This window comes from Frateuria sp. (assembly GCF_035695185.1).
Lineage (GTDB): Bacteria > Pseudomonadota > Gammaproteobacteria > Xanthomonadales > Rhodanobacteraceae > Frateuria_A.
Genome location: NZ_DASSES010000092.1, coordinates 1 through 26,936, shown reverse-complemented (window position 1 = coordinate 26,936; position 26,936 = coordinate 1). Strand labels below are relative to the sequence as shown.

Sequence of the window (26,936 nt, the reverse complement as noted above, 5' to 3'; positions counted from 1 at the left end):
CGTAGAAGCGGACGGGTAAGAAGCGGATATCGCGCCCGAGTCCGCGGGTAAAAATGTCGTAAAAAAGACCTGCCGACCCTGCGCGAATCGCCGTTCCACGACACGGCGTCATTGGTGGCCGGAAGCCGAGGCGGGACCTTTCGATTCCGGGCGACGGGCACAAGATCCGCCTGGTCGTTTCCAATGGGTGCGAGTGCCTGTGACGTACGAAGCTTCCCCGGGAAAGTCGTCGGCGTTGAGACCGCGGATCCTCAGGGCGAGCGCCTATGTCGGCTTGTTGGTCGCCGCAGCGCTGGTGTTCTTCCTGCCCTGGCTACTTGCTGCGGAGTTTTCGCTGAAGGTGGCGCCCGGATGGGGCTCGGCAACTTCGCGTTCGCCGTATGCGCAGCCGGCGCTCTGGCAGGGATGCTTGTGGGCGGGCGCATGAAGCCCTAACGCTGGCCTGGGCCGCCGCTTGTCGTCGTGCCGGGCGGGCCCGATCGACGAGGTGGCTACCGGGGACTCTTCGATCGACGCCCGGGCTTCGCTTCCTTTTCGGCGATGAGGCTTTGCAGGTAAGCGATCCCTTCTTCCTCCGGGAAGAAGGCGACCACGTCGGCGACGGTAAGCCCATAGCGCTCGCGTAGGGCCAGGAACGCCGCCTTGGCCTGGGCCAGGTGGGCGCTGGCTGATTCCTTCTTGCGCATGGGCCTCTCCTTGTCCTGGGGACGGTTGCTGCGGTCGAGTGCCGCGAGCTCTTCCTGGAATTGGCGAAAGTCGTAGGTGCTGGGCTTCATGGGGAGATTGGTCAGGGATGTGCGATCTTGGCCACGTCCATGTCCATCTGCCTTCGATGCGTCCCGTAGCTTCGTCTATTCCCGCCGTCTGAACAAGGAATGCCACCGCGCCGGCGACACCGCTCGGGGCGGGTCGCATCGACGGGAGGCCTGGCAGCTCCCGCTCGCGACATGCGTGCGAAAAACAGGGATGATCGTGCGTTGCACCGGTCATGTCGTGTCATGGCCGGGCTTCACACGCGAGGGTCGAGAGCATGACGCAGGCAGATGCCGGCGAACCCGGGGCGATCCGTGGCCTGCGTAGCCGCTGGGTGTTCGGCGCCATCACCGCCTCGCTGCGCCGACAGCTCCTGGCATTCTGGATGCGCGAACGTGCGCTGGACAACCCGGACGAGGCCTGGCGCCGTTCATGGGAGGTGGCGTGCCTCCTCGAGGAGCCGGCCACCGGCGACATCGCCGGTGTCTGCACGGTGGCGATCGCACTGGACGACCAGCACCGCTGCTACGGGTTCCTGCGCATCTTCATTGCGCCACGTGAGCGACGTCCGGGACTCGGCAGGCGCATGTTGCGGACCGTCATCGAAGGCTTCGAGGCGCTCGCCCGCGAACCGGGTGCGCCCCTGCGGCTGGTCGCCACGATCGAGAACCGCAAGATCGAGGGCCGCGGCGTGCAGCGGGTGCTCGCGCACCTGGGCTTCGAATGCACCGGCCGGACACCCCGCGGCGAGCTGCTGATACAGCGGCCGCTGGGGACTCGCGCCCTTCGGCCGGAAAGGTGCGGGGAGCCGGCTCTGGAGGAGGCGCCTGGCGTGACCACACGGGGTTAGTGGACGGGCCCTGCCTCGCGGCTGCCTCGATGGGCCATCAGGCAGCTGACCACGCCGAGTACCACGAAGCAGAGCGCCGCGCCTTCCAGGAGCGTCGGCCAGCGCGCCTCCCAGAGCCATCCGTAGAGCAGGGCGAACAGGGTTTCAAAGAGGATCATCTGCCCCACCAGGGTCAGTGGCAGCAGCCGGCTCATGCGGTTCCACAGCGCATTGCCGGCGATCGAGGCCAGCACGGCCACGCCCACCGACACGCCGCCGAAGCGCGTCCAGGCGTCGAGCCCATGGCTGCTGCCACCGAGGATCGCGGCGAGGGGAAGCAGGGCCAGGCTCTGGACCCCCGTGGCCAGGCCGGTCAGCAGGTTCCAGTCATGGGACGAGACCGCAGGCAGCCGGGCCAGGCAACGGGCGTTGCCGATGGCGTACGCGGTCCACGAGGCCAGCGCACCGACTGCGCATGCGAGGCCGACGAGGGGCGCCGCGCCGGCCGCATGCGCCGGACTGCCCAGCGCCCGCCAGCCGATGCAAACGGCGCCGGCGGCGCACGACAGCAGCGAGGGCGTTAGCTTGCGCAAGGGCACGGCACCGTGATCCCGGCTGCCGACCAGGGTCACCGCCACGGGCAGGAACCCGATCACCAGCGACGTCATGGCGATGCCGCCTGTCTGGACCGCGGTGGAGAGCAGCAGGTAGTAGAGCGTGTTGCCGGCGAGCGCGAGCCAGGTCAGCTGCCGCCAATGGCGGCGGCCGATCTGCGCGACGAGGACCCGCCAGCGACGGGCCACCAGTACGGCGGCAATCACCCCGTAACTCAGGTAGCGGCCGACGGTCAGCTGAAGCGGGGTGAACTCGCGAGCCAACTCGGGTGCGAGGAACACCAGCCCCCACAGCGCACCGGCGCCCATGCCGCAGGCGACCCCGAGCGGGATGGCCGAAGAGGCGGTGGGGCGGGCGATCTGTGCGGTGGTCATCACGGAACCTGGCGGGAAGGACGTCCGGCCGGGAGACCCGGTCAACGGGGCGGCGGGCGTCATGACGATATGGCCACGCCTCTTCGGCGTGGTGCCGGAATGCCGCGCGCTACGGCGTCGGCGGGGTCAGCTTCGTGTGGGTGTCACCGCCGAAAGGAACAGGGACTCAGCACTCGATGACGTTGACGGCCAGTCCGCCGCGCGACGTCTCCTTGTACTTGTCCTTCATGTCGCGGCCGGTGTCGCGCATGGTCTTGATGACCTTGTCCAGGCTGACGCGGTGCTTGCCGTCGCTCTTGAGCGACATGCGGCTGGCGTTGATGGCCTTGACCGAGCCCATGGCGTTGCGCTCGATGCAGGGGATCTGCACCAGCCCGCCGATCGGGTCGCAGGTGAGGCCGAGGTTGTGCTCCATGCCGATTTCGGCCGCGTTCTCCACCTGCCAGATGCTGCCGCCCAGTGCGGCGGTAAGGCCGCCGGCGGCCATCGAGCAGGCGACGCCGACCTCGCCCTGGCAGCCGACCTCGGCGCCGGAGATCGAGGCGTTTTCCTTGTACAGGATGCCGATCGCGGCGGCGGTCAGCAGGTAGTCGACGATGCCGTTCTCGTCCGCCTTGGGGCAGAAGCGCAGGTAGTAATGGCCGACCGCGGGCACGATGCCGGCGGCGCCGTTGGTCGGCGCCGTCACCACGCGGCCACCGGCGGCGTTCTCCTCGTTGACCGCGAGCGCATACAGGTTGACCCAGTCCAGGATGGTGAGCGGGTCCTTGAGCGCCGCTTCGGGCTGGTTGCGCAGTTCCTCGGCCATCGCCGGGGCGCGGCGCGCGACGTGCAGGCCGCCGGGCAGGGTGCCGGGGGAGCGCAGGCCGCGCGAGACGCAGTCGGCCATCGCCTTCCAGATGGTCAGCAGGCCGGCGCGGGTTTCCGCTTCCGGGCGCCATACGCTCTCGTTGGCCAGCATCAGCTGGGCGATGGTCATGCCGTGGCGCTCGCACTGCGCCAGCAACTGCTCGCCGGTGGCGAACGGGTAGGGCTGTTCGGTGGTGTCGGCGACGATGCGGTCCTCGGCCGCCTCGTCGTGGTTGACCACGAAGCCGCCGCCGACCGAGTAGTAGTCGCGCGTGGCGAGCTGGTTGCCCTCGGCGTCGTAGGCGGCGAAGCGCATGCCGTTGGTGTGGAAAGGCAGCTTCTGGCGCTTGTTGAAGACCAGGTCGGCCTTTTCGTCGAAGGCGATGTCGTGCCTGCCCAGCACGCGCAGCCGGCCGCTGGTGCGGATGCGGGCGAGGATGTCGGGGATCAGGTCCGGGTCGATCGTGTCCGGGTGGTGGCCTTCGAGGCCGAGCAGCACGGCCTTGTCGGTGCCGTGGCCGCGGCCGGTCATCGCCAGCGAGCCGTAGAGTTCGGCGCGCACGCGGACGACCCGCTCGAGCACGCCCTTCTCCTCCAGCCAGCGCTCCCCGAAGCGGGCGGCCGCGCGCATCGGGCCGACCGTGTGCGAGGACGACGGCCCGATGCCGATCTTGAAGATGTCGAAGACGCTGACGGCCATGGATGCGCTGCAGGGGAGGGGGCGAACCCGTTATTCTACGCGCCCGCTTCACGTATGGCAGTCCATTCGCCGCCGCATGGCCGACCTCGTTCTCTACCAGCGCGACTATTGCCACCTGTGCGACCAGGCGCTCGCCGTCCTCGCCGAGGCACGGTCGCCGGAGTTCGACAGCGTGTGGGTGGATGATGCCCCGGCCCTGGAGGCGCGCTACGGCACCCGGGTGCCGGTGTTGCGCGACGCGCGGGACGGACGGGAGCTGGATTGGCCGTTCGACGCCGCGGCCGTGCGGACGTTCGTGGGCGGCTAGCCGAGGCTATTTCGGCGCCAGCGCGAGGTGCGCGTTGACGGTCACCGCGTTGCCGATCACCGAGGTATCCGCGTACTCGCCGCCGCCGACCCCGTAGTCCAGCCGCTTGAGGGTGCCGGTGACGTCCATCAGCGCGGTGCCGCCCGGCTGCCGGGCGAAGGTCACGGTGAGGTCGAGCGGATGGGCCACGCCGCGCAGGGTCAGCTGGCCGTGGGCGATCACCTGCGCGCCGGCCCGGACGAACTCGGTCGCCACGTAGTGTGCCTCCGGATACCGGGTCGCGTTGAAGAAGTCCGCGCCCGGCAGGGCACCGTCGCGGTCGGTATCCCCCGTACTGGCGCTGGTGGTGTCGACGGTGACGTCGAACCTGGAGCCGGCCAGGTGCGCAGGGTCGAAACGGATGGCCGCCTGCCACTGCGCGAAGTTGCCCTGGAACGGAGCGCCCTGGAACGTCGCGGTGAAAGCCAGCGTGCTCTGGTCCTGCAGCACGCGGTAATCGGTGGCCGTGGCGGCAACGGGCAGGAGGAGGCAGAACAGCAGCGGAGCGAGGCGCCCCAAGGCCGGTCGGGTCATGCGGATTCTCCTTTGGGGCCGTGGCGGAGGCGGGCGAACGGCCACATGCGCCGCAGCACGTCGTCGTCGTCGAACACGTGGTGCTTGAGCGCTGCACCGACGTGCGCGGCGAGCACCAGCAGCAGGATCCAGAACAGATACTCGTGCACATGGTGCGAGAGGTGGCGCAGGTCCGGGTTCTTGGCTGCGATCGCGGGCAGGTTGAAGAGCTTGAAGAACTGCAGCGGATAGCCGCGTACCGAGTTGAACCACCAGCCCGACAAGGGCAGCGCAGCCACCAGCAGGTACAGCACCACGTGCACCACGCGCGCGGCCCATAGTTGCCAGGGCGGCGCGGGCAGTTCATGCGGCGGGCGGTTGAACGCGCGCCACAGCAGCCGCAGCACCAGCAGCGCCAGCACGGTCAGCCCGATCGACTTGTGCAGGGCCATCCAGTCGACCTTCTGCATCGGTGTACGGGCCAGGTCCATCAACAGGCCGAACACGCCGTTGCCCAGGATCAGCAGCGCGATCGTCCAGTGGAAGAACTTGGCGACGGCGCCCCAGCGCCACGGGTCATTGCGCAGCATCGGTACTCTCCGGGGTGCGGTCTTCACGGATGGCCTCGATCTCCAGCCACACCGAGACGTGCTGGCCGATCGAGCCCTGGTTGGCGGTCATGCCGAAATCGGTGCGGTCGAGCATGGCGGTGGCGGAAAACCCGGCGACGGTGTGCAGGCCGAAGATGGTGCGCGCCTGGCGGTTGAAGGTAAACGGGATGTCCAGCGGGCGGGTGACGCCGCGCAGGGTGAGCTCACCGTGCAGCACGCCGTGCTGGTCGTCCTTGCGCTCGACCGAGGTGCTGGCGAAATGGGCGTAGCGGGACCTGGCGGCGTCCAGGAAGGCCGGCTTCAGCACTGCGGCGCTCCAGTCGGCATCGCCCATGTCCAGGCTGGCCAGGTCGATATCCAGGGCGGTGGCGGCGTGACTCCAGTCGTGCGGGTCGAAGCGCAGCCAGCCGCGGGCGATGTGCAGCCGGCCGAACGGGCGCGAATAGCCGTCGTGGCTCACGCTGAAAAGGATCTGGCTGTGCACCGTGTCGTAACGGTACCGGTGCGCGGCCGCCTGCGCCGCCAGCGGGAAAAGCAGGGCGGCACAGGCGAACAGGCGGGCGGTGGCGGGCAGCGCGCTCATCAGGCCAAGTCTGGACGATCCCTCGCGTGGGTGCCAGCGGGCCAACCTTGGCGTTCCGTGCACGGGCCGCGTGGCTACCATCGAAACCCGCCACTGTGGAGGTAAGCCATGGCTCGCCCCATCTGGACCGGCACGCTGTCGTTCGGGCTGCTCAATGTACCGATCCGCCTGATGACCGCCGAACGCAAGGTCGACCTGCATTTTCGCATGCTCGACCAGCGCAACAACCAGCCGGTGCGTTACGACCGCGTCAACGCCGAATCCGGCGAAGAAGTGCCCTGGAAGGACATCGTCAAGGCCTACGAGTATTCCAAGGGCAACTACGTCGTGCTGGAGGAGTCGGACATCCGCAGCGCCGCCGCCGAAGCGCACGAGACGGTGGAAATCGACACCTTCATCGACGCCGGCCAGCTCACCCCCGCCTACTTCGAGAAGCCCTATTTCCTGGTGCCCGGCAAGAAGGCCGAGAAGGGCTACGTGCTGCTGCGCGAGACGCTCAAGCGCACCGGCAAGATCGGCATCGCGCGGGTGGTGATCCGCACCCGCGAATACCTGTGCGCGGTGATGCCCAAGGACGACGCGCTGATGCTGATCCTGCTGCGCTTCCCGCAGGAGCTGGTCGATGCGGACGAATACGCCCTGCCGGACAAGGCGATGTCGGACTACCGCATCAGCGACCGCGAGCTGGACATGGCGGGCGAGCTGATCGAATCGATGTCCGGCAAGTTCGAGCCGGAGAACTACAAGGACGAGTTCCGAGAGCGCCTGACCGCGGTGATCGAGCAGCGGCTCAAGAGCAAGGGCGTCACCACCACGCTGGAGGAAGAGGAGCCCGCGCACGCCAACGCCACCACCAACGTGGTGGACTTCATGGCATTGCTCAAGAAGAGCATCGAGGGCAAGCAGCGCACGCCGGCCAAGGGCAAGGAGGAGCCGGAGAAGGCGGAGAAGGCCGAGAAGAAGCCGGCAGCGAAAAAGGCGGCCGCCAAGAAGGCGGAGCCGGCGGCGAAGAAGTCTTCGCGCAAGAGCCCGGCGAAGAAGGCGACCGCCACGCGCAAGGGGCGCAAGGCGGGCTGAGGCATCCAACCCTGCAGGAGCGCATCCTGTGCGCGACCGCCTCCTGCGGGATCACCATGGCGGTCGCGCACAGGGCGCGCTCCTGCAGTGAACGACTTGCACCGGGATACTCACCTCGCCACGAAACGGCCTCATGCGGACAAGCCGGTCGATGTCGCCGGCGTCCGGATCACCCACCCCGGCCGCGTGGTCTATCCGGACGACGGCATCACCAAGGGCGAGGTGGCGGCCTATTACGCGGCCGTCGCGGACTGGATCCTGCCCGGGCTCATCAACCGCCCGCTCTCGATGGTGCGCTGCCCCGGCGGCACCGACAGCGCGTGTTTCTTCCAGAAGCACCACGCGGCCAAGCTCGGCTCCAGCGTGCGTCCGATCCCGCTGGAGGAGAAGGACGGCGGCGAGGACGACTACGTCTATATCAGCGACCGCAAGGGCCTGCTGCAGCTGGTGCAGATGAACACCATCGAGTTTCACCCGTGGGGTTCGCGGGTGGACAAGCCCGATTCACCCGACCGCATCGTGCTGGACCTGGATCCGGCGCCCGGGGTGGCGTGGGAAGCGGTGGTGGAGGGCGCGCGCGGCATCCGCGAACTGCTGGCCGGGATGCAGCTGACAAGCTTCGTGCGCACCAGCGGCGGCAAGGGCCTGCACGTCGTGGTGCCGTTCCGCCGTGGGCCCCGCTGGCAGGCGGTGAAGGACTTCTGCGAAAGGGTGGCCGTGGCGATGGTCGAGCGTGCGCCCGATCGCTACATCGCCACGGCCAGCAAGGCGCAGCGGGAAGGAAAGATCTTCATCGACTGGCTGCGCAACGCGCGCGGAGCGACCAGCGTGTGCAGCTGGTCGCTGCGGGCGCGCGACGGCGCGCCGGTGGCGATGCCGTTGCGGTGGGAGGAGCTGGGCAAGGTCGACAGTGGCGCCGCGTTCGGCATGCAGGCGGCACTGGAGCGGGCGTCGCGGCTGAGGACCGACCCCTGGGAGGGGATGGCGACATTGCAGCAGCGGTTGCCGAGGGGCTGAGGGGAGGCTCCCCCCATCCGCCCTCCGGGCACCTCCCCCCGTGGAACGGGGGAAGGAACCGGCGTGGCGCCTCCCGAGTGAGCTTCCCCGTCCCACGGGGGAAGGAACTGGCATGGCGCCTCCCGAGTGAGCCTTCCCCGTTCCACGGGGGGAAGAACTGGCGTGGCGCCTCCCGTGTGAGCTTCCCCGTCCCACGGGGGAAGGAACTGGCATGGCGCCTCCCGAGTGAGCCTTCCCCGTTCCACGGGGGGGAAGAACCGGCGTGGCGCCTCCCGAGTGAGCCTTCCCCCGTCCCACGGGGGAAGGTGCCGACAGGCGGATGGGGGGCGCCGTGCCGGTCACTCCACTTTCAACACGTCGCTGGATCGATCCGCCTCCGGCAACCCGTGCGCCGGGTCCAGTGCCGCCGACACCACCTTGCGCGAGCCGGGCACCCTCACCACATACTCGCGGTGCTGCTGCCAGGTCTCCACCGGCACGCGCACGTCCTTCGTGCTGCCGTCCTCATAGGTCAGCCGCAGCGTGTTGGGCAGCACCAGCGGGTCGAGGTTCGCCACCGTCACCGCGGCGCCGTGCGACCAGTCGCCATCGATCGGTTCGATCTTGCGCACCGCCATGTCGAACGGCCAGTTGTGCTGGTACCAGCCGCGCCAGAACCAGCCCAGGTCCTCGCCCGCCTCGCTTTCCATGAAGCGGAAGAAATCCGACGGCGAGGGGTGGCGGAAGGCCCAGGTATGGACGTACTTGCGGAAGGCGTCGTCGAAGCGCTCCGGCCCGAGGATCTGCTCGCGCAGCAGCACCAGGCCGAATGCGCCCTTGAAATAGCTGATCGGGTGGCGGTACTTCTCGGAGGTCTCATCCGCGCCGTTGAGCAGGGCAGGCGCGTCCGGATCGGCGATCACCCGGGCGATCTCGTCGGCCGGGTTGCCCTTGCCCGGCGCGTACTCGCTGTCGCGCTTGGGGGCGAACTCGCCGTGGTTGAAGGCCTCGTCCTCGTAGATGTCGACGAAGGTGTTGAAGCCCTCGTCCATCCAGGCGTGGCGCCGCTCGTTGGAGCCGACGATCATCGGGAACCAGCTGTGCCCGATCTCGTGCGCGATCAACCCGTGCAGCCCACTGCCCTTGGCCCGCTTGTGGTCGAAGGTGATGCCCGGGTACTCCATGCCGCCGGCGGTGCCGGCTTCATTGATCGCTACCGGCCAGGGATAGGGGAACCACTGCTTCGAGAAATACTCGACCGAGGCCTTGAGGAACTCGGTGGCGCGGCTCCACTCGCTCTCGACCGGGTAGACCGACATCGCCAGCGCGGTCTTGCCGTGCGGCAGGTTGATCCGCGCGGCATCCCACACGTAGGCCCTGGACGCGCCGAAGGCAACGTCGCGCGTGTTCTGCATGCGGAAGTGCCAGGTCAGCGTGCCGCCCTGCTTCGGACGGCTGGACGGCTGGGTGACCTCGGCCGGCGTGCGGATCATCACCGTCTTGTCGCTGTGGCGGGCCTCGTCCAGGCGCTTGATCTGCGTGGGCGTGAGCACGTCCTGCGGGTTCACCAGCTCGCCGGAGCCGGCCACGATCATGTCCGAGGGCACGGTGACCTCGTAGTCGAAGTCGCCGTACTCCAGGTAGAACTCGCTGTTGAGGTAGGGGGCCGTGTCCCAGCCGCGCAGGTCGTCGTAGACGCACAGGCGCGGGTACCACTGGGCGATCTCGAAGATGTCGCCGTTCTTGCTCGCGTTGACGTCCATGCGGCCGCCGAACTCGCCGGGCACGGTAAAGCTCCAGGCGATATGCACGCGCACGGTGCCGCCCTTGGCCTTCACCGCTTCGGGCAGGCGCAGCTGCATGCGGGTATCGGAGACCACCCACTTCACCGGCTGCAGATGGCCGCCGGCGCCCTCCACCTCGACCGAGGCGATGTGGTAGCCGCTGGTGAACTCGGTCGGGAACTTGCTGGTGAAGGCGCCGCGCGCGTCGGGCTTGTAGCGGTTCTGGTCCAGCTGCAGCCAGAGCACGTCCAGCGCGTCCGGGCTGTGATTGGTGTAAGTGATCGTCTCGCGACCGCGCAGCTCGCGGCTGGCCGGATCCAGTGATGCCTGGATGGCGTAATCGGCGCGGTTCTGCCAGAACAGCGGGCCGGGTTTGCCGTCGGCCGAGCGGTAGGCGTTGACCGGGTCGGGGTAGGTGAACGGCGCGAACGTCCGGAGCGGGTCGTAGCGCGGTGCATCCGCCGCGGCGGCAAGGGTGGTGGCCAACGCCAGCGCGCCGGTCATGCAGACTGCGAGTGCCTTCATCGATTTTCCCTGTTTACGGTTGGCCGCCGGCGCGGATCAGCGCCAGCACTTCGTGGCAGGCGCCCATGGTGTGGTAGTCGACCTTGCCGGCGGGGCTCTTGTGGTCGTCGTACTTGCGGTTGTCGTGGGTGAGGATGCGGTACCACGCGCCATGTTGGTGGTCGACGAAATGCTCCCACGCGTAGGTCCACAGGCGCTCGTACCACTGGTCATAGACGGCCAGCCCCGTGCGCGCGTGCAGCAGGGCGGCGGCAGCCAGCGATTCGGCCTGCACCCAGAAGTACTTGTCGGCGTCGCAGATGCTGCCGTCGGGCGCGAAGCCGTAGTGGATGCCACCGTGTCTCGCGTCCCAGGCACGCATCAGCGCGGTGTCGAACAGGCGGCGCGCGGTCGGCAGCAGCCAGCGCTCCTCGCGGCCGCGCTCGGCCAGGTGCGACTCCAGGATCATCAGCAGCTTCGCCCATTCGGTCTGGTGGCCGGGCTGGAAGCCCCAGGGGCGGAACAGGTGGCGGGGATCGTCCCGGTTGTAGTTCCAGTCGACGTTCCAGTGGATGTCGTAGTGCTCCCACACCAGGCCGCCGGCCAAGGCGGCCTGGCGCCGCGTCATGTGGTCGGCCAGCAGCAGCGCGCGGTCGAGGTAGCGCGCGTCGTGGCTGGCCTGGTAGGCGGCCAGCATCGCTTCGCACATGTGCATGTTGGCGTTCTGGCCGCGGTAGGGCGAGAAGTTCCAATCGGCGTCGGCCTCGTCGCGGTAGAGGCCGGCCGCCGCGTCCCAGTAGCGCCTTTCCAGCAGCGCCCAGGTTTCGTCCATCCACAGTTCCGCCTCGACCAGGCCGGCGCGCAGCGCGCTGGCGCAGGCCAGCAGCACGAAGGCGACGCCGTAGGCGTGGTTGGTGCGGTCCTCCGGCCGACCGTCGCGAAGGGTCCAGGCGTAGCCCCCGGTGACCGGATCGCGGTGCGCTTCGCGCAGGTAGCGCAGGCCGTGGCGGGCCGCGTCCAGGTAACCGGTGTCCTCGAACTCGATCGCCGCCAGCGCGTAGTTGAAGACGAACCGCGTGCTGCTGACCAGGTGGCGATGGCTGCGGTCGTAGATGGTGCCGTCGTCCTTGAAATACTGGAAGAAGCCGCCGGCCGGATCGATCGCGCGCGGGTGGTAGAACGCCATCGTCCGGGCGATGTGCTCGCGCAGGAAGGTTTCGCTGCGGAAGTCGGGCAGGGCAGTCATCGGTTCGATTCCAGGAAGGCGTCCACTTCCGCCGCGCTCGGCATCGCGCTGAACGAGCCCTGGCGGGTGACGGTGAGCGCGCCGCAGGCGGCGGCGAAGGCGAGCATCCCGCGCAGCGCCGCCTCGTCCGCCAGCAGCGCGTCGAAGCCGGCGCTGCTGGCGAGGGCCGCGAGCCGGCACAGCAGGGCGCCGACGAAGGCATCGCCGGCGGCGGTGGTGTCGATCGCCTCGACCGGCGGGCAAGGCAGCTCACCGCTGGCGCCGCGCTGGAACCAGCGCAGCGGCCGCGGCCCGTCGGTCACCACCAGCAGGCGCGTGCGGCCGCGCCAGAGACGGTCGGGCAAGGCGCCGTCCTCGGCCAGCCAGGCGAATTCCTCGGCGCACAGCTTCACCACGTCGGCCAGCTGCAACGCCGGCCAGACCGCGGGCCGCGGGTTCGACCCGCGCGGCCACAGCGCCGGGCGCAGGTTGAGGTCGAAGCTCACCAGCGCCCCGGCGTCCCGCGCGCGGCGCATGCCTTCGCGGGTGGTTTCGGCGAGCTCCGGGTCGGTCATGCTGTTGGAGCAGACATGGAAGACCGCCAGGTCCGCGAAGGCGTCCGGTCGGAAATGCCGCGGGCGGAAAAGCAAATCGGCCGACGGCGGCCGGTAGAAGTTGAAGCTGCGTTCGCCCCGTGCATCCAGGCTGACGAACGCCAGCGCCGTGTTGGCCTCGTCCGTGCGCGCCACGTCGGCCACCGACACGCCGGCGTGCGCCAGGCTGTCGAGCAGGAAGTCGCCGAACGGATCGCGCGCCAGCATGCCGGCGAAGCGCGCCGTGCCGCCCAGGCGGGCCACCGCCACCGCAACGTTGGCCGGCGCACCGCCGGCGAAGGGGACGAACGCGCGCGGGAAGCCGGTCGCGCCGGCGCCCTCGGCATGAAAATCGATCAGCGCCTCGCCGAAGCAGAGGATGGGACGGCTCATCGCTCCTCCGGCGGCACACCCACGATGCGCGAGCCGCGCAGACCGTAGAAGACGATGTAGGCGTAGCACACGGCCGGCAGGACGAAGGCGGCCTGCAGGCCGATCGCGTCGGCCAGCGCGCCCTGTGCGAAGGGGATCAACGCGCCGCCCACGATGGCCATGATCAACAGGCTGGCCGCCTTCTCGGTCAAGGGGCCGAGGCGCTCGATGCCCAGCGTGAAGATGGTCGGGAACATGATCGAGTTGAACAGGCCGATCGCCACCACGCTCCAGGTGGCGGTGACGCCGCCGGTGCTCATGGTGAGCGCCAGCAGCGCAATGTTGACCACCGCGAACAGCGCCAGCAACGCGCGCGGCGAATGGCGCGTCATCAGCCAGGACCCGGCGAAGCGGCCGATCATCGCACCCAGCCAGTAGTACGACACGTAGGTCGCCGCCGTGGCCTGGGGCATGTTGCCGACCTGCGGCAGCGAGAGGTAATTGACCATGAAGCTGCCGATCGCCACCTCGGCGCCGACATAGCAGAAGATTGCGATCACACCGAACAGCACGTGCGGGATGCGCAGCGCATCGAGCAGCGTGTGATGCCCACGGTCGGCCTGTTCGGTGGCCTCCTCCAGCGCGGGCAGGCGGAACAGGTACACCAGCACGGCCAGCGCGAACAGCGCGATGGCCAGGCCGAGGTAGGGTCCCTGCACGGCCTGGGCTTCCTGCGTGCGGTAGGTCAGCTGTTCGGCCGGCGAGAGCTGGCTGACTTCCAGCGCGCTCTTGACCGCCACCGACAGGATCAGCAGCCCGCCGAAGTGCGGTGCGAGGAAGGTGCCGAAGGAGTTGAGCGCCTGCGCCAGGGTGAGCCGGCTGGAGCTGGTCCGGGCCGGGCCCAGCAAGGCCACGTACGGGTTGGCCGCCACCTGCAGCACCGTGATGCCGGTGGCCAGCACGAACAGCGCGCCGAGGAAGGCCAGGTACGAATGCAGCCCCGCGGCCGGCCAGAACCCGGCCGCCCCGACCCCGGCGATCGCCAGCCCGGCGACGATGCCCAGCTTGTAGCCCAGGTGCGCCACCAGCCGCCCGGCCGGCAGCGACATCAGGAAATAGGCGCCGAAAAACGTGAACTGCACCAGCATCGCCTGCTTGTAGTTCAGCTCGAACAGCGCCTTCAGGTGCGGGATCAGGATGTCGTTGAGACAGGTCAGGAAGCCCCACATGAAGAAGATCGTGGTGACTACCCCGAGCGCGAGCGGGTATTGGGTGTACCGCGCGCGTGCCCCCTCGGTGGGGGCGACGGGCGAGGGGGGCGGGGCGTTGAGGATGGCCATGGTGGACTCCTTCGGTCCGGTCAGGCGAGGGGCGCACAGCTGCTGGCGCGGATGACCAGTCGCACGGGGGCGACGATGCGACGGGCCTCGGCCTCCGGGGCGCGCAGGCGCTCCAGCAGCATCTGTGCGGCCTGGCGTCCCCGCGCGCGCGGCGCGGCGGCGAGCGTGGTGAGCGACGGGGTGGTGAGCGCGGCCTCGGCGATGTCGTCGAAGCCGGTGAGCGCGAACTCGCGGCCCGGGGCCAGCCCCCGCTCGGCCAGCCCGTGCATCAGGCCCAGCGCCACCGCGTCGTTGTAGCAGACCGCCGCGGTGGGGACCGGCCCGTTCGCGAACAGGGCCTCGGCGCAGCGTGCCGCATCCAGCCGCGTCGGCAGACACTCCACCTCCCACTGTGGCAACACCTCCAGCCCGGCCGTCTGCATCGCCGTCCGATAGCCGGCACGACGCTGGCGGCATGAAGAGGAACCGCCGTGGCCGCCGAAGAACGCGATGCGCCGGTGGCCCTGCGCCACCAGGTGCGCCGTGGCCTCGCGCGCGCCCTGCTGGTTGTCCAGCGCCAGCGAGTCCCAGTGCGCGTATTCAGGCTGCTCGCCGCTGAGCTCGCGGTTGAACACGAGCAGCGGCGTGCGCGCGCCGACCGCGGCCAGCACCTGGCCGGCGTCGCTGCCTTCGGCGGGCGAGAGGATGATGCCGCCGGGCCCGTGTTCGATCAGCGAGCCGAGCACGGCCTGCTCGCGTTGCGGCGATTCGCTGGAGGAGCCGAGCAGGGTGACCATGCCCGCCTCGCCCACCACATCGTCCACGCCCGCGGCGAATTCGGCGAAGAACGGGTTCGCCAGCTCGTTGACCACCAGTGCGATCGACGAGGACGTGCGCCGGCGCAGGTTGGCGGCGGCGCGGTTGTAGACATAGCCCTGCCGGCGCAGCTCCGCCTCGACGCGGGCGCGGGTGTCCTTGTTGACCAGCGGGCTGCCGCGCAGCACCAGCGACACGGTGGCACGCGAAACGCCGCAGGCCGCGGCAATGTCGCGCACGGTGACCTTGCGGCCGAGCGGCGTGTTGCTGTGCATGGGGGCGCCTGGTTTTTAAAACGATCCAAATCTAGCGGATCGGTGCGACCACCGAAACCGCCCCGGGCCGGCCGCCGTTCCCCGGCGGGGCCCGCGACCGAGGCCGTCCGTGCAGCCTGCGCGCCCGCGCCGGTCGCGGACACGCGGCCGCCGGGAACGACACGCCCAGGGCGTCCGCCTTCGCGCAATGCAGCATGCAAGCACCCGCGCGCACTGCTAGCGTGGTCATTTGGAACGATCCAAACCGGAGCCCGCCCGATGCCCATGCGCCCTTCCTGCCTGGCTTTCGCCTGGCTCCTGCTGCCCGGCCTCGCCGTCGCCGCCGCGGGCCACGGCGGCGATGTCGATCCGCGCATCGGCACCGGCGGCGACGGTCATACCTTTCCCGGTGCCACGGTGCCCTTCGGCATGATCCAGCTTTCGCCCGACACGGCGATGCCGGACTTCAAGCATGCCTACAAGTGGGCCGCCGGCTACCAGTACGGCGACGACAGCATCCTGGGCTTCTCGCACACGCACTTCTCCGGCTCCGGCCACTCGGACCTCGGCGACGTGCTGGTGATGCCGATCGCCGGCGAGGTGAAGCTGGACCCGGGCGATCCGAACCGGCCACGCAGCGGCTACCGCTCGCGTTTCGACCACGCCAGCGAGGTCGAGCAGGCCGGCTACTACGCGGTGACTCTGGCCGACTACGGCATCCGCGCCGAACTCACCGCCGGGCGTCGGGTGGGCTGGCATCGCTATACGTTCCCCGCGGGAAAGAGCGCGCACCTGCTGCTGGACCTGCGCCCGAGCATCTACGACTACCCGGGCAAGGTGCTCTGGTCGAGGCTGCAGGTGGCCGCCGACGGCACGGTCACCGGCTGTCGCACCACCCGCGGCTGGGCGCCCGGTCGCGAGCTCTGCTTCGCCATGCGCTTCAACCAGCCGATCGCCTCGCGCACGCTCTACGACCGCGGGGACGATGTCGCCTACAAGGGCTTCAAGGGCCCCGGCAACCAGCCGGCCGACCACGATGCGCAGAACGGCCGCGCGCTGGTCGGCGTGTTCGACTTCGGCGCGCTCAGGCAACCGCTGGAAGTGAAGGTGGCGATCTCGCCGGTCAGCGCGGCCAATGCCGTGGCCAACCTCGACACCGACGGCAAGGGCTGGGACTTCGACGCGCGACGCGCGCAGGCCCGGGCCGACTGGGACAAGGCGCTGGCGGTGGTCGACGTCGACGCGCCGGCCAGCGTGCGCAGGCAGTTCTATACCGCGCTCTACCACGCCATGCTGTCGCCCACGCTGAGCATGGACGTGAACGGCCAGTACCGCGGCCCGGACCATGCCGTGCACAAGGCCAGCGGCTACGAGTTCTATTCGACCTGGTCGCTGTGGGACGTCTACCGCGCGCAGCAACCCCTGATGGTGCTGCTCGATCCGGCGCGCAGCTCCGACTTCGTCCGCTCGCTCGTTGCCGCGCGCGAGGCCAGCCCATTCGGCATCCTGCCGGTATGGGCGTACCAGGGCCTGGAGACCTGGTGCATGATCGGCTACCACGCGGTGCCGGTGATCGCGGATGCCTGGATCAAGGGCGTGCGCGGCTTCGACGCCGGCAAGGCACTGGACGCGATGGTCGCCAGCGCCACTTACGCGCCCTACGGCGACCTGGCCGACTACATGAAGCTCGGCTACGTGCCGATCGACAAGGAACCCGAAGGCGCCTCGAAGACGCTCGAATACGCCTACGACGACTGGTCGCTGGCGCAGATGGCCAAGGCGTTGGGGCGCAAGGACATTGCCGCCAGGTTCGAAAAGCGGGCCGGCAACTGGAAGAACGCCTGGGATCCGCGAACCGGCTTCATGCGCGCGCGGCTGTCCACCGGCGCCTTCCGCACGCCATTCGATCCCGCCGCCGCCGGCTACGGCACCGACTACACCGAAGGCAACGCCTACCAGTACTCCTGGTACGTGCCGCAGGACGTGCCGGGGCTGATCCGGGCGATGGGAGGTGACGCGGCCTTCGTTCGCCGGCTGGACGCGGTGTTCGACGCGAAGATCGACCCGGCCCACTTCAGGCACGTCGAGGACATCACCGGCCTGATCGGCTGGTACGCCCACGGCAACGAGCCCAGCCACCATCTCGCCTACCTGTACGACTACGCCGGGGCGCCGTGGAAGACCCAGCAGCGGCTCAGGCAGATCATGGACAGCCAGTACGCCGCGCGCCCGGACGGGCTTTCCGGCAACGACGACCTGGGCCAGATGTCGGCCTGGTACGTCTTCACCGCACTGGGCTTCTACCCGGTGACGCCGGCGAGCGATGTCTACGCCATCGGCCGGCCGTTCGTCGGACGCGCCACGCTGCATCTTTCCAACGGCAAGGACTTCACCGTCAGCGCCGCGCCGCTGGACGATGCGCACCCCTACGTCGGTGAGGTCACCCTGAACGGCAAGCCGCTGGCCGGGCCGTTCCTGCACCATGGGCAGATCCTCGCCGGCGGCGAGCTGCACTTCCGCATGCAGGCCAGACCGGTGCACTAGCGATCAGGGGGCCGCGCGCCTTTCGAACCCTTTCCCTGGCGGGGGAGGGAGCTGCCGGGTGCGGTCGGTACCGGAGCGGGCGCTTTTTGAACCCTCTCCCCTCCGGAGAGAGGGAAGGGTGAGGGGCCGGGGCTCGCGGCACGGTCGATTGGGCGTAAGCCCTCCCGGAAGCCCCTGCGGGGAGAGGTTCGAGGCCGCCAGCGCGGGGCGCTACGGCCAGCCCTTGCCTGGGAGGACGCCAGGGAGCCCACCGTGGGCTGCCATCACCCGTGCCTAACACGGCGTAAGCTTTCATTGCCTGTTTACCGGCCGAGAGCGGGAGCCCGTAAGCTCCACCTGGCCGAAGCGCCGTGAGGAACCCTCCCCGCATGCCCAGCCGCCATCGCGCCCTGCTGCCCGAGCTTCGTCGCGGTCTCCACCGCTGGCGGGTGCCGCGCTGGCGCATGATCGGGCTGCTGTGTGCCGTGCTGGTGATCGTGCTGCTGCCGTACCTGGCCACGCGCACCAGCCATGACGACGCGATGGAAGCGAGCCAGCTGGTCACGCATTCGTCCGAGGTCAAGTCGCTCACCTATCGCATCGCCTACGTCACCCGCAGCAGCGAGGCGGCGATCTTCCGGTTGCTCGAGGGTGCCCGGGAGACCACGCTGCTCGACAAGGCGCGGCAGGCGGGCAACGACGTTCCGGCACTGCTCGGCCAGCTGAGCGACATGACCCGCGACAACCCGACCCAGCAGGCCGCGATCGGCGCGCTGGGCAACGTGGTCAACGGCCGGCTGGCGCTGCTGGAGCAGGCGCTCGCGCGCATCCAGCGCGGCGACCGCGCCGGCGCGCTGGCCGCCTTGCACGATGCCGGCACGCTGTTCCCGATGGACAACCAGATCGACACGGTGGTGCGCAACGAAGGCACCGTGCTGATGGAGCGCCGCGCCCATGCGCGGCGCAGCGCCTTCGAAAGCGCGCTGGTGCTGGCGATCACTTCCATCGCGCAGGTCGTGCTGCTGTCGATCATCGTGTTCGTCTCCGAACGCCAGATCGCCCGGCGCATGCGCGCGGAGACGCGCGAAAGCCAGGCGGTCCGCCGTGCCCAGATGATCGTGCAGGCGGTACGCGAGCCGATCGCGCTGCTCAATGCGCAGCTGTGCACGCTGCTGGTCAATACCGCCTTCAGCGAACTGTACGACCTGCCGCAGGAGGAACAGCGCGAGCTGCGGCCGCTGCCGGAGGTGGGTGAGGGGGCCTGGACCGACGGCGCGTTGCTGCAGCGCTTGCGCGACGTGCTGCTGCACGATCGCGAGTTGTGGGACTACGAACTGGTCCAGCGCACGGTCGGCGGCATCGACCGCCACGTGGTGGTCAACGCCCGACGGCTGCAGCAGCACGAGGGCGAGCAGCCGGTGCTGCTGCTCACCGTCAGCGACGTCACCGCGCGCGCACTGGTCGAGCAGCAGGTGAAAGACCTCAACCGCCAGCTGGAAGGCAAGGTCGAGCAGATCTCCGACGTCAACCGCGAGCTGGAGGCGTTCAGCTACTCGGTCTCGCACGACCTGCGCGCGCCGCTGCGCCATATCGCCGGCTTCACCGGCAAGCTCAAGCGCCACCTCGGCGACCACGTGGACGAGACCGCCGCCCACTACCTGGACGTGATTTCCACCTCCGCCACGCGGATGGCGCAGCTGATCGACGACCTGCTGGTGTTCTCCCGCCTGGGGCGCGGTGCGCTGCGGCTGCAGGCGGTGGACATGCAGTCACTGGTCGAGGAGGCGCGCGCCCTGGCCGTATCGGAGGCGGGCGATCGGCGCATCGAATGGACCATCAGCCCGCTGCCGATCGTGATCGGCGACGAGAACATGCTGCGCACGGTGTGGCAGAACCTGATCGGCAACGCGGTCAAGTACACGGGCCGCCGCGACGTGGCCAGGATCGCGGTGGCGGTGGAACGTGACCGGGACGGTGAATACGTCTTCACGGTGGCGGACAACGGCGCGGGGTTCAATATGGAATACGCCGGCAAGCTGTTCGGCGTGTTCCAGCGCTTGCACCGCGCCTCCGAGTTTCCCGGTAACGGTATCGGGCTGGCCAACGTGCGCCGCATCGTCGCGCGCCATGGCGGCCGGGTCTGGGCCGAGGCCGAGCCGGACCGTGGCGCGAGTTTCCACTTCTCGCTGCCGGCCACCGAACTGGCCGAGGCGCGCACCACGAGGCGTCCGTCATGAACAACCGTCACCTGGGACCCGTGCTGCTGGTCGAAGACAGCCTGGCCGATGCGGAGATGGCCATGGACGCACTGCGCGAGGCCAACCTGGCCAATCCGGTGGTGCATGTGGAGGACGGCGTCGACTGCCTGGATTACCTGCATTGCCGCGGTCCCTGGCAGGGGCGCGAGGATGTCGACCCCTCGGTGATCCTGCTCGACATCAAGATGCCGCGCATGAACGGGTTGGAGGTGCTCACCCGGCTGCGCGAGGAGGAGCGCTGGCGACTGATTCCGGTAGTGATCCTGTCCTCCTCGCGGGAGGAGAGCGACCTGGCGCGCAGCTGGGACCTGGGCGTGAACGCCTACGTGATCAAGCCGGTGGACGTGGACCAGTTCTTCGAGGCGGTGCGCACGCTGGGCCGCTTCTGGGCGGTACTCAACCAGCTTCCGGAGCACGAATGACGCGGGTGCTGGACGACGGAACGAAACTGGAGCGCAATAGACTGCATGCCTAACGCCGCCACACGCCCGCTGCCGACGATCCGCGTCCTCCAGGTCGAGGACGACCCGATCGACGCCGAGCTGATCCAGGCCGAACTCGATGCCGACGGCATCGACTACCAGGTACGCCTGGTCGACGACGAGGCCGGCTACACCGCCTGCCTGGCCGAGTTCCAGCCGGACATCGTCCTGTCGGACCTCAGCCTGCCGGGGTTTTCCGGCCAGCGCGCACTGGAACTGCTGCGCCAGCACGACGAGGACCTTCCCTTCATCTACGTCTCGGCCACGCTGGGCGAGGAGGCGGCGGTCGAGGCGCTGCGCAACGGGGCGACGGACTACATCCTCAAGCAGAACCCCACCCGCCTGGCCAGCGCCGTGCGCCGTGCGCTGGCCGAGGCCGAGGCGGTGCGCGCCAAGCGCCGCGCCGAGGCCGAGCTGATCCGCGCGCAGCGTTTCGAGAGCCTGGCCATGCTGGCCGGGGGGCTCAGCCACGATCTGCGCAACCTGCTGCAACCGCTGCTGCTGGCGGGCGACAGCCTGCAGGATTACCAGGAGGACCCGCGCCTGGCCCGCCTGGGCGCGCTGGTGCGCGACTGCGGCCGCCGTGGCCTGCAGATGGTGCAATCGATGCTCTCCTTCGCCCGTGGCGCGCGCCGCGCCGAGCAGGTACGCGTGGGCGCGCTGATGGATGCGCTGGGCCTGCTGTTGCGGGGCAGCGTGCCCCGCGCGGTGGCGATGGACGTGGAGGTCGACGACCGCGAGCTGGCCTTCGAGGGCAACCACACCGAGCTGCAGCAGGCCTTGCTCAACCTCTGCCTCAATGCGATCCAGGCCATGGGCGAGGCCGGCGGCCAGCTGCGGATCGTGGCGCGCGAATGCGAGCTGGCGGAGGACTTCTTCCAGCCCGGCGAGCACTCGCACCCGGGCCGATACCTGTGCCTGACGGTCGCCGACACCGGCCCCGGCATGCCGCCGGAGGTGCGCGAGCACCTGTTCGAGCCGTTCTTCACCACCAAGGAAAACGGCACCGGCCTCGGCCTGCTTTCGTGCAAGCGCATCGTCGCCGGCCACGAGGGCGTGATGCGGCTGGACAGCGAGCCGGGCAAGGGCACGGCCTTCCACCTCTACATTCCGATCGAGGAACCGGACGTCGAGGCGGAGGCGCAGGAAGCCCAGGGCGAGAGCCTGCTGGGCGAAGCCGAGCGCGTGCTGGTGGTGGTGGAGGAGGCCGGCCCGCTGTCGCTGCTGGTGGATATCCTCGACGGCTACGGCTACCAGCCGCACGCCAGCCAGAGCGGCACCGCGGCGCTGCAGTGGATCGAGGCGCATGGCGTGCCCGACCTGGTGGTGATGGACGCCGACATGAACCTGTTCACCGGCGTACGCACGCTGGCCGCGCTGATCGAGCACGGCTACCGACGCGCGGTGCTGCTGCTGGCCCGCCCCGAGGCGCCGCCGGACCTGGAGGAGCTACCCGCACTGGAGCGGCTCTACCTGGTCGACAAGCCGATCGACACGCAGCAATTGCTGAAAACCATGCGCCAGGCGCTGGGTGGGCAGGAGGCGGGGGAGTAAGTCCACCCCCTCCGCCCCCGGTGCAGCCAGCGAGGATGTCTTGGCGGGTACCTTGAGCCGGCCCAGGGGAGCTCGCGGGGAAGCCGACCGGGTGACGAACCCCAGAGAGCCTTTGGAAGAAAGGTTCAAGGCCAGCACGGCCCCTCACCCCAACCCTCCCCCCCGGAGAGCGAGTGCGCGCCGCTCGCCGCCCTTTGAACCCTCTCCCCTCCGGGGAGAGGGCAGGGTGAGGGGCGGGGCTCGCGGGGAAGCCGATCGGGCGACGAAGCTCCAGAAAGCCCGCGGAAGAAAGGTTCAAGGGCAGCGCAATCCTCTCCCGGAGCGGGAGAGGGAGCAAAGCTCGGGAAAAAGTCCTCAGTCGATGCCGAGTTTCTTGAGCTTGTAGCGGAGTGCGCGGAAGGTGATGCCGAGCTTCTTCGCCGCGGCGGTCTTGTTGTAGCGCGACTCCTCCAGCGCCTTGATGATCGCGGTGCGTTCGAGGTTGCTGATGTAATCGTCCAGCGGTACGCCGCTGCCCGGGCCGGCCGCCGCGGGCGGGACCGGCGGCTGCGTCGCGACCGCGGCGCCCGGTGGCGGTGCGTGCATGGCGGCATGGGCGCTGTTGACCGGATCGGGCTGGCGCAGCGGGCGCTGCGGCAGCATCAGGTCGTCGGCGCCGATGCTGTCGCCATCGCACATCGCCATCGCGCGCTCGAGGATGTTCTCCAGTTCGCGCACGTTGCCGGGGAAGTCGTATTCCTCCAGCGCGTGTTGCGCATCCGGCCGCAAGCGCCCGGGTGTACCGCCGCTCTTGGCGGCGAGCGAGCGCAGGATGAACGTGGCCAGTTGCGGCACGTCGCCGCGGCGCTCGCGCAACGGCGGCACCCGCAGCTCGATCACGTTGATGCGGTAGAACAGGTCCTGGCGGAACTGGCCCTGCTCGACCAGCCGGCCCAGGTCCTTGTGCGTGGCCGAGAGGATGCGCACGTCCACCGGCACCTCCTCGCGCGCACCGATCGGGCGTACCGCCTTTTCCTGGATCGCGCGCAGCAGCTTGACCTGCATGTGCAGCGGCAACTCGGCCACCTCGTCCAGGAACAGCGTGCCGCCATGGGCCGCCTGGAACAGGCCTTCCTTGTCGGAGCTGGCCCCGGTGAAGCTGCCCTTCTTGTGGCCGAAGAATTCGCTCTCCATCAGCTCGGACGGGATCGCGCCGCAATTGACCGGCACGAACGGCCCGGTGGTGCGCGGACCCTGCTCGTGGATCAGCCGCGCCACCAGCTCCTTGCCCACGCCCGATTCGCCGGCGATGTACACCGGCGCCTGGTTGCGCGCGAGCTTGGCGATCGTGGCGCGCACCTGTTGCATGGCCGGCGAATCGCCGACCAGCCGGCCGGCGGCACCGGGCGTCGCCGTGCCGCCGCTCTTGCGCTCCTCGGCCAGCTGCAGTGCCGTGCGCACCAGGCGACGCAGCATCTGGATGTCGACCGGCTTGGAAACGAAGTCGAATGCGCCGGCCTTGAGCGCGTTCACCGCGGCGTCGACGTTGCCATAGGCCGTGATCATCGCCACCGGCGTATCCGGGTGGGTCGCGGCGATCAGCTCGATCACCTCATGCCCGGTGCCGTCGGGCAGGCGCATGTCGGTAAAGCACAGGTCGTAGCTGTGTTCGGCCAGGGCCCGGCGGGCCTCTGCCACGGTACCCACCGCCTCGACCTTGAGGTCCATGCGACCCAGCGTGATGGTGAGCAGCTCGCGGATGTCGCGTTCGTCGTCGATGACCAGGACGGTCTGTGCGGACATGGTTCTCTTCGTCAGGCGGTAACACCGGAAAGGGTATAGCAGTTTGGCGGTTCTGTGCTCTGATCCAGGCCAGGAATTGGCGTGATCACGCGCTTCACGCTCTGCTCCCTCGCCCCTTCGGGGAGGTGGTTGGGGAGAGGGCTCGCGGGGAACCCGCTGCTCCTCTCATCCCGTAGCGCGGTAGCGCCGGCGTGAGGCGGGGCCCCACGTTCTTTCCTCGACGCGATGCGCAGCAGAACTCTTCCGCCCCCGAACCTTCTCCCCGGAGGGGCGAGGGAGCTGGAGCTCAAGCCGGTTCGCCGCCGTCGGCCGGGTGCCGTGCCGGTGGCGTGAGCGTGAGCCGGAAGCAGCTGCCGCCACCGGCCACGCGCACGTATTCCAGCGAGGCCTGGTTGGCCTCGCTCATCTGCCGGGCAAGGTACAGGCCCAGGCCGGTCCCGTACTCGTGCGTGGTGTAGAACGGTTCGAAGATCTGTGCCGCCACCTTGGGCGCGATGCCCGGCCCGCGGTCGATGACTTCCAGGATCGGCACACCGTGCTCGCCCTGGCGCACCACCACCATCACCCGCGCCGGCTCGCCCGGCATGCGGCCATAGCGCAGCGCGTTCTGCACCAGGTTCCACACCACCTGCTGCAGTTGCTGCGGGTCGGCCACCGCCGCCACCGCGGCGTGGCCCGTGATCACCCGCAGCGAATCGCCGCCGATATCGTTGCCCTGCTTGTATTCGTCCACGAAGCCGTTGGCCCAGCGGCCCAGGTCCAGCGTTTCCGGGCGCGAGCGCTCGCGCCGCGAGAGCTGCAGGATGTTCTCGATGATCTCGTTCAACCGTACGCAGTGGTTGTTGATGATCTCCACCATGCGGGCGTCGCCGGAGGCCAGCTCCTTGGACTCGGCCAGCAACTGGGCGGAGTAGCGGATCGCAGCCAGCGGGTTGCGGATCTCGTGCGCGATCGAGGCCGACAGGCGGCCCAGCGAACTCAGGGTCAGTTCCTCCGCGCGACGCGAGAGCAGCGAGGTGTCGTCCAGGAAGATCAGTACGTGCGAGTCGTCGTTCGGTGCCAGGCGGGTGAAGCGCGGCACCACTTCCGGCACGCCATCGGCGAGCTGGGTGGCGGTTTCGTCCAGCTTGCCCGAGGTCATCCAGTGGTACAGGCGGCGCGAAAGCTCCGGCGCCAGCTTGCCGAGGTCGCGCTGGTCGACCGGCGGGTTGCCCAGCAGCATCCAGGCCGACTCGTTCAGCTGGTGGATGCGGTTGGCGTCGTCGACCAGCAGCACACCGGTCTTCATGCGCCGGATGATCAGTTCATTGACCTGGGAAAGGTTGGCCAGGTCCAGGCTGCGCTGTTCGGCCAGCGCCTCGGTGGCGCGCAGCTGGCGGCCGAGCACGTGACACAGCGTGGTACTGGCGAAATAGGCCAGGCCGAGCAGGCCCGACTCGAGCAGGTCGCCGTCGCCCGGGGTCTGGGCGATCAGCGTGTGGCCGAGCATCCCCAGCGTGGCCAGTGCGGCGAAGAAGCTGGAAAGCCGCAGCGGCAGCACCAGCGCGCCGGTGCACAGGTTCACCGCCAGCATCATGGCGATGCCGATGCGCGCCTCGTGGATCAGCCAGGCGGCCAGCACGGCGACCATGATGTCCACCACCAGCGCGCCGGAAACCACCAGCCGCGCGTTGGCCATGGCGTTGCGGGTCTGCAGCAGCATGCCCACGGCGAACAGCAGGTAGACCCCGATCACCACGTAGGCCAGCACCGGCTGGTCGACGGTCGGCCAGGTCAGCCGTGGCGAGCTGAGCGCCAGGCCGGCGTAGACCAGCGCCTGCGCCAACCGGAAATAGTTGAGAAAGAACAACTCGTGGCGGATCGCCGAGGCGGCCGGGCGGGCGGCCTGGAAAACCGGTGGTTCGGCGGTGGGTATCGAGGAAGGCACGTGGACGGCTTCGACGCGGCGTTCGGCCGAGTATAGACAGCCCGGCGTGCGCCGCCAGCGGCATGGCGCACGGATGGCTCATGGGCGGCACTTTCCATGATGGCCGCGTTTGCGCGAAAATGCCCGGCCGTATTGCGCGATTCGTGCCCGGTTGACTCCAGGCGGCGCGCACTGCACGCCGGCAGCGTGCTCCAAGCCGCCGTCCGACCTCTCCCGCGTCCACGCTGCCCCAAGCGCGCGTGCGGCCCGATACGTTTTCCCCGTTCGCTCGAGGTATAGGAATGAATTTCCACGAGTACCAGGCCAAAGAGCTGTTCGCGCAGTACGGCATTGCCGTCCCGCCGGGCAAGGTTGCCAACTCCCCCGACGCCGCCGTCGACGCCGCCAAGGCGCTGGGCGGCTCGCAGTGGATGGTCAAGGCGCAGATCCACGCAGGCGGCCGCGGCAAGGCCGGGGGCGTCAAGTTCTGCAAGAGCCTCGACGACGTGCGCGCTGCCGCCAAGGGCATGCTGGGCACCAACATGGCGACCTACCAGTCCGCCGGCCGCGCGCTGCCGGTCAACCTGGTGCTGGTGACCGACGCCACCGACATCGCCAAGGAGCTGTACCTGTCGGTGCTGGTCGACCGCGATTCGAAGTCGGTGTCGTTCATCGCCTCCAAGCACGGCGGCGTGGACATCGAGCAGGTCGCCCGCGACACGCCCGAGGACATCCACACGATCGTGGTCGACTTCGTCGAGGGCCTGCAGCCCTACCAGTGCCGCCAGCTCGGCTTCGCGATGGACCTGAACCCGAAGCAGGTCAACCAGCTGACCAAGATCATGCTGGGCCTGTACAAGCTGTTCAACGAGAAGGACCTCTCGCTGGTGGAGCTCAACCCGCTGGCCATTCTCGAGGACGGCAACCTCGCCGCGCTCGACGGCAAGGTCAACTCCGACGACAACGCGGATTTCCGTCATCCCGAGCTGGTCGCCATGCGCGACCTGAGCCAGGAAGACCAGGCCGAAGCGGCCGCGGTGCAGCACAACCTCAACTACGTGACCATGGACGGCTCGATCGGCTGCATGGTCAACGGCGCCGGCCTGGCGATGGCCACCATGGACGTGATCAAGCTGGCGGGCGGCGAGCCGGCCAACTTCCTCGACGTCGGCGGCGGCGCGACCAAGGAGCGCGTGACCGAGGCGTTCAAGCTGATCCTCTCCTCCGACAAGGTGAAGGCCATCCTGGTCAACATCTTCGGCGGCATCGTGCGCTGCGACCTGATCGCCGAGGGCATCATCGCCGCGGTGAAGGAAGT

22 protein-coding genes are annotated in these 26,936 nt (G+C 69.1%); 9 read left to right on the top strand and 13 right to left on the bottom strand.

The features are described from left to right. Positions 1-491: 491 nt before the first annotated feature. A complete protein-coding gene (locus VFH59_RS07055) occupies positions 492-776 on the bottom strand; it encodes a 2-hydroxyacyl-CoA dehydratase (protein ID WP_325164182.1) in 285 nt (94 codons plus the stop codon). A gap of 254 nt (positions 777-1,030) precedes the next feature. Here VFH59_RS07055 and VFH59_RS07050 point away from each other — a divergent pair, with 254 nt between their 5' ends. Further along, the gene (locus VFH59_RS07050) at positions 1,031-1,603 is read left to right on the top strand and encodes a GNAT family N-acetyltransferase (protein ID WP_325164181.1); all 573 of its coding nucleotides are present in this window, start codon (positions 1,031-1,033) and stop codon (positions 1,601-1,603) included. Here VFH59_RS07050 and VFH59_RS07045 read toward each other — a convergent pair. Then, entirely contained in the window at positions 1,600-2,571 is a 972-nt protein-coding gene (locus VFH59_RS07045; protein ID WP_325164180.1) for a DMT family transporter, read from the bottom strand. The two genes, VFH59_RS07050 and VFH59_RS07045, sit on opposite strands and share 4 nt — an antisense overlap. A 166-nt stretch (positions 2,572-2,737) precedes the next feature. Beyond that, positions 2,738-4,120, bottom strand: a complete 1,383-nt coding sequence (locus tag VFH59_RS07040) for an L-serine ammonia-lyase (protein ID WP_325164179.1) — start codon at positions 4,118-4,120, stop codon at positions 2,738-2,740. A 76-nt stretch (positions 4,121-4,196) separates the two neighbouring features. Here VFH59_RS07040 and VFH59_RS07035 point away from each other — a divergent pair, with 76 nt between their 5' ends. Then, on the top strand, positions 4,197-4,427 hold the full coding sequence (locus VFH59_RS07035) for a glutaredoxin family protein (protein ID WP_325164178.1): 231 nt from the start codon (positions 4,197-4,199) through the stop codon (positions 4,425-4,427). A 6-nt stretch (positions 4,428-4,433) separates the two neighbouring features. Here the strand turns inward: VFH59_RS07035 and VFH59_RS07030 are convergent, their stop codons facing one another. The 3 genes from VFH59_RS07030 to VFH59_RS07020 are packed head-to-tail and all read right to left on the bottom strand — an operon-like array spanning position 4,434 to position 6,173. Then, a complete protein-coding gene (locus tag VFH59_RS07030; protein WP_325164177.1) occupies positions 4,434-5,000 on the bottom strand; it encodes a YceI family protein in 567 nt (188 codons plus the stop codon). Next, on the bottom strand, positions 4,997-5,569 hold the full coding sequence (locus tag VFH59_RS07025; protein WP_325164176.1) for a cytochrome b: 573 nt from the start codon (positions 5,567-5,569) through the stop codon (positions 4,997-4,999). Before VFH59_RS07025 ends, VFH59_RS07030 begins: the two co-directional genes overlap by 4 nt. After that, the gene (locus VFH59_RS07020; RefSeq protein ID WP_325164175.1) at positions 5,556-6,173 is read right to left on the bottom strand and encodes a YceI family protein; all 618 of its coding nucleotides are present in this window, start codon (positions 6,171-6,173) and stop codon (positions 5,556-5,558) included. The genes VFH59_RS07025 and VFH59_RS07020 overlap by 14 nt, the downstream gene beginning before the upstream one ends. 108 nt (positions 6,174-6,281) lie before the next feature. On the opposite strand from VFH59_RS07020, the gene VFH59_RS07015 reads away from it, so the two are divergent. Together VFH59_RS07015 and ligD are read left to right on the top strand one after the other, a co-directional pair. Then, positions 6,282-7,250: a Ku protein gene (locus VFH59_RS07015; protein ID WP_325164174.1), complete on the top strand. Its 969-nt coding sequence runs from the start codon at positions 6,282-6,284 to the stop codon at positions 7,248-7,250. Positions 7,251-7,337: 87 nt separating this feature from the next. After that, a complete protein-coding gene (gene ligD, locus VFH59_RS07010; RefSeq protein WP_325164173.1) occupies positions 7,338-8,267 on the top strand; it encodes a non-homologous end-joining DNA ligase in 930 nt (309 codons plus the stop codon). A 338-nt stretch (positions 8,268-8,605) separates the two neighbouring features. Here ligD and VFH59_RS07005 read toward each other — a convergent pair whose 3' ends face one another. Genes VFH59_RS07005 through VFH59_RS06985 form a run of 5 tightly spaced genes read right to left on the bottom strand, consistent with a single transcriptional unit; the run spans position 8,606 to position 15,134 of the window. Continuing rightward, a complete protein-coding gene (locus VFH59_RS07005; protein WP_414655862.1) occupies positions 8,606-10,555 on the bottom strand; it encodes a M1 family metallopeptidase in 1,950 nt (649 codons plus the stop codon). A gap of 13 nt (positions 10,556-10,568) precedes the next feature. Next, positions 10,569-11,780 carry an AGE family epimerase/isomerase gene (locus VFH59_RS07000; protein ID WP_325164172.1) on the bottom strand — a complete coding sequence of 404 codons (1,212 nt, stop codon included), beginning with the start codon at positions 11,778-11,780 and terminating at the stop codon, positions 10,569-10,571. Further along, positions 11,777-12,745, bottom strand: a complete 969-nt coding sequence (locus tag VFH59_RS06995) for a carbohydrate kinase (RefSeq protein ID WP_325164171.1) — start codon at positions 12,743-12,745, stop codon at positions 11,777-11,779. The genes VFH59_RS07000 and VFH59_RS06995 overlap by 4 nt, the downstream gene beginning before the upstream one ends. Continuing rightward, positions 12,742-14,064: a sugar MFS transporter gene (locus tag VFH59_RS06990; protein WP_414655861.1), complete on the bottom strand. Its 1,323-nt coding sequence runs from the start codon at positions 14,062-14,064 to the stop codon at positions 12,742-12,744. The genes VFH59_RS06995 and VFH59_RS06990 overlap by 4 nt, the downstream gene beginning before the upstream one ends. Before the next feature lie 20 nt (positions 14,065-14,084). After that, a complete protein-coding gene (locus tag VFH59_RS06985) occupies positions 14,085-15,134 on the bottom strand; it encodes a LacI family DNA-binding transcriptional regulator (RefSeq protein ID WP_325164170.1) in 1,050 nt (349 codons plus the stop codon). A 258-nt stretch (positions 15,135-15,392) separates the two neighbouring features. Between VFH59_RS06985 and VFH59_RS06980 the strand changes: the two genes are divergently transcribed. The 4 genes from VFH59_RS06980 to VFH59_RS06965 all read left to right on the top strand — a co-directional run bounded on the left by VFH59_RS06980 (position 15,393) and on the right by VFH59_RS06965 (position 21,930). Further along, the gene (locus tag VFH59_RS06980; RefSeq protein ID WP_325164169.1) at positions 15,393-17,657 is read left to right on the top strand and encodes a GH92 family glycosyl hydrolase; all 2,265 of its coding nucleotides are present in this window, start codon (positions 15,393-15,395) and stop codon (positions 17,655-17,657) included. A 443-nt stretch (positions 17,658-18,100) separates the two neighbouring features. Further along, positions 18,101-19,873 carry an ATP-binding protein gene (locus VFH59_RS06975; RefSeq protein WP_414655864.1) on the top strand — a complete coding sequence of 591 codons (1,773 nt, stop codon included), beginning with the start codon at positions 18,101-18,103 and terminating at the stop codon, positions 19,871-19,873. After that, a complete protein-coding gene (locus tag VFH59_RS06970) occupies positions 19,870-20,316 on the top strand; it encodes a response regulator (protein ID WP_325164167.1) in 447 nt (148 codons plus the stop codon). Before VFH59_RS06975 ends, VFH59_RS06970 begins: the two co-directional genes overlap by 4 nt. Before the next feature lie 45 nt (positions 20,317-20,361). Next, positions 20,362-21,930 (top strand): hybrid sensor histidine kinase/response regulator, encoded by a 1,569-nt coding sequence (locus tag VFH59_RS06965; protein WP_325164166.1) that lies wholly within the window; start codon positions 20,362-20,364, stop codon positions 21,928-21,930. Between the two features lie 354 nt (positions 21,931-22,284). Here the strand turns inward: VFH59_RS06965 and VFH59_RS06960 are convergent, their stop codons facing one another. Together VFH59_RS06960 and VFH59_RS06955 are read right to left on the bottom strand one after the other, a co-directional pair. Continuing rightward, entirely contained in the window at positions 22,285-23,712 is a 1,428-nt protein-coding gene (locus VFH59_RS06960; RefSeq protein WP_325164165.1) for a sigma-54 dependent transcriptional regulator, read from the bottom strand. Between the two features lie 286 nt (positions 23,713-23,998). Continuing rightward, a complete protein-coding gene (locus VFH59_RS06955) occupies positions 23,999-25,573 on the bottom strand; it encodes a sensor histidine kinase (RefSeq protein WP_414655863.1) in 1,575 nt (524 codons plus the stop codon). A 347-nt stretch (positions 25,574-25,920) separates the two neighbouring features. On the opposite strand from VFH59_RS06955, the gene sucC reads away from it, so the two are divergent. Beyond that, the coding region (gene sucC / locus VFH59_RS06950; RefSeq protein ID WP_325164163.1) for an ADP-forming succinate--CoA ligase subunit beta at positions 25,921-26,936 on the top strand (1,016 nt) is incomplete at its 3' end.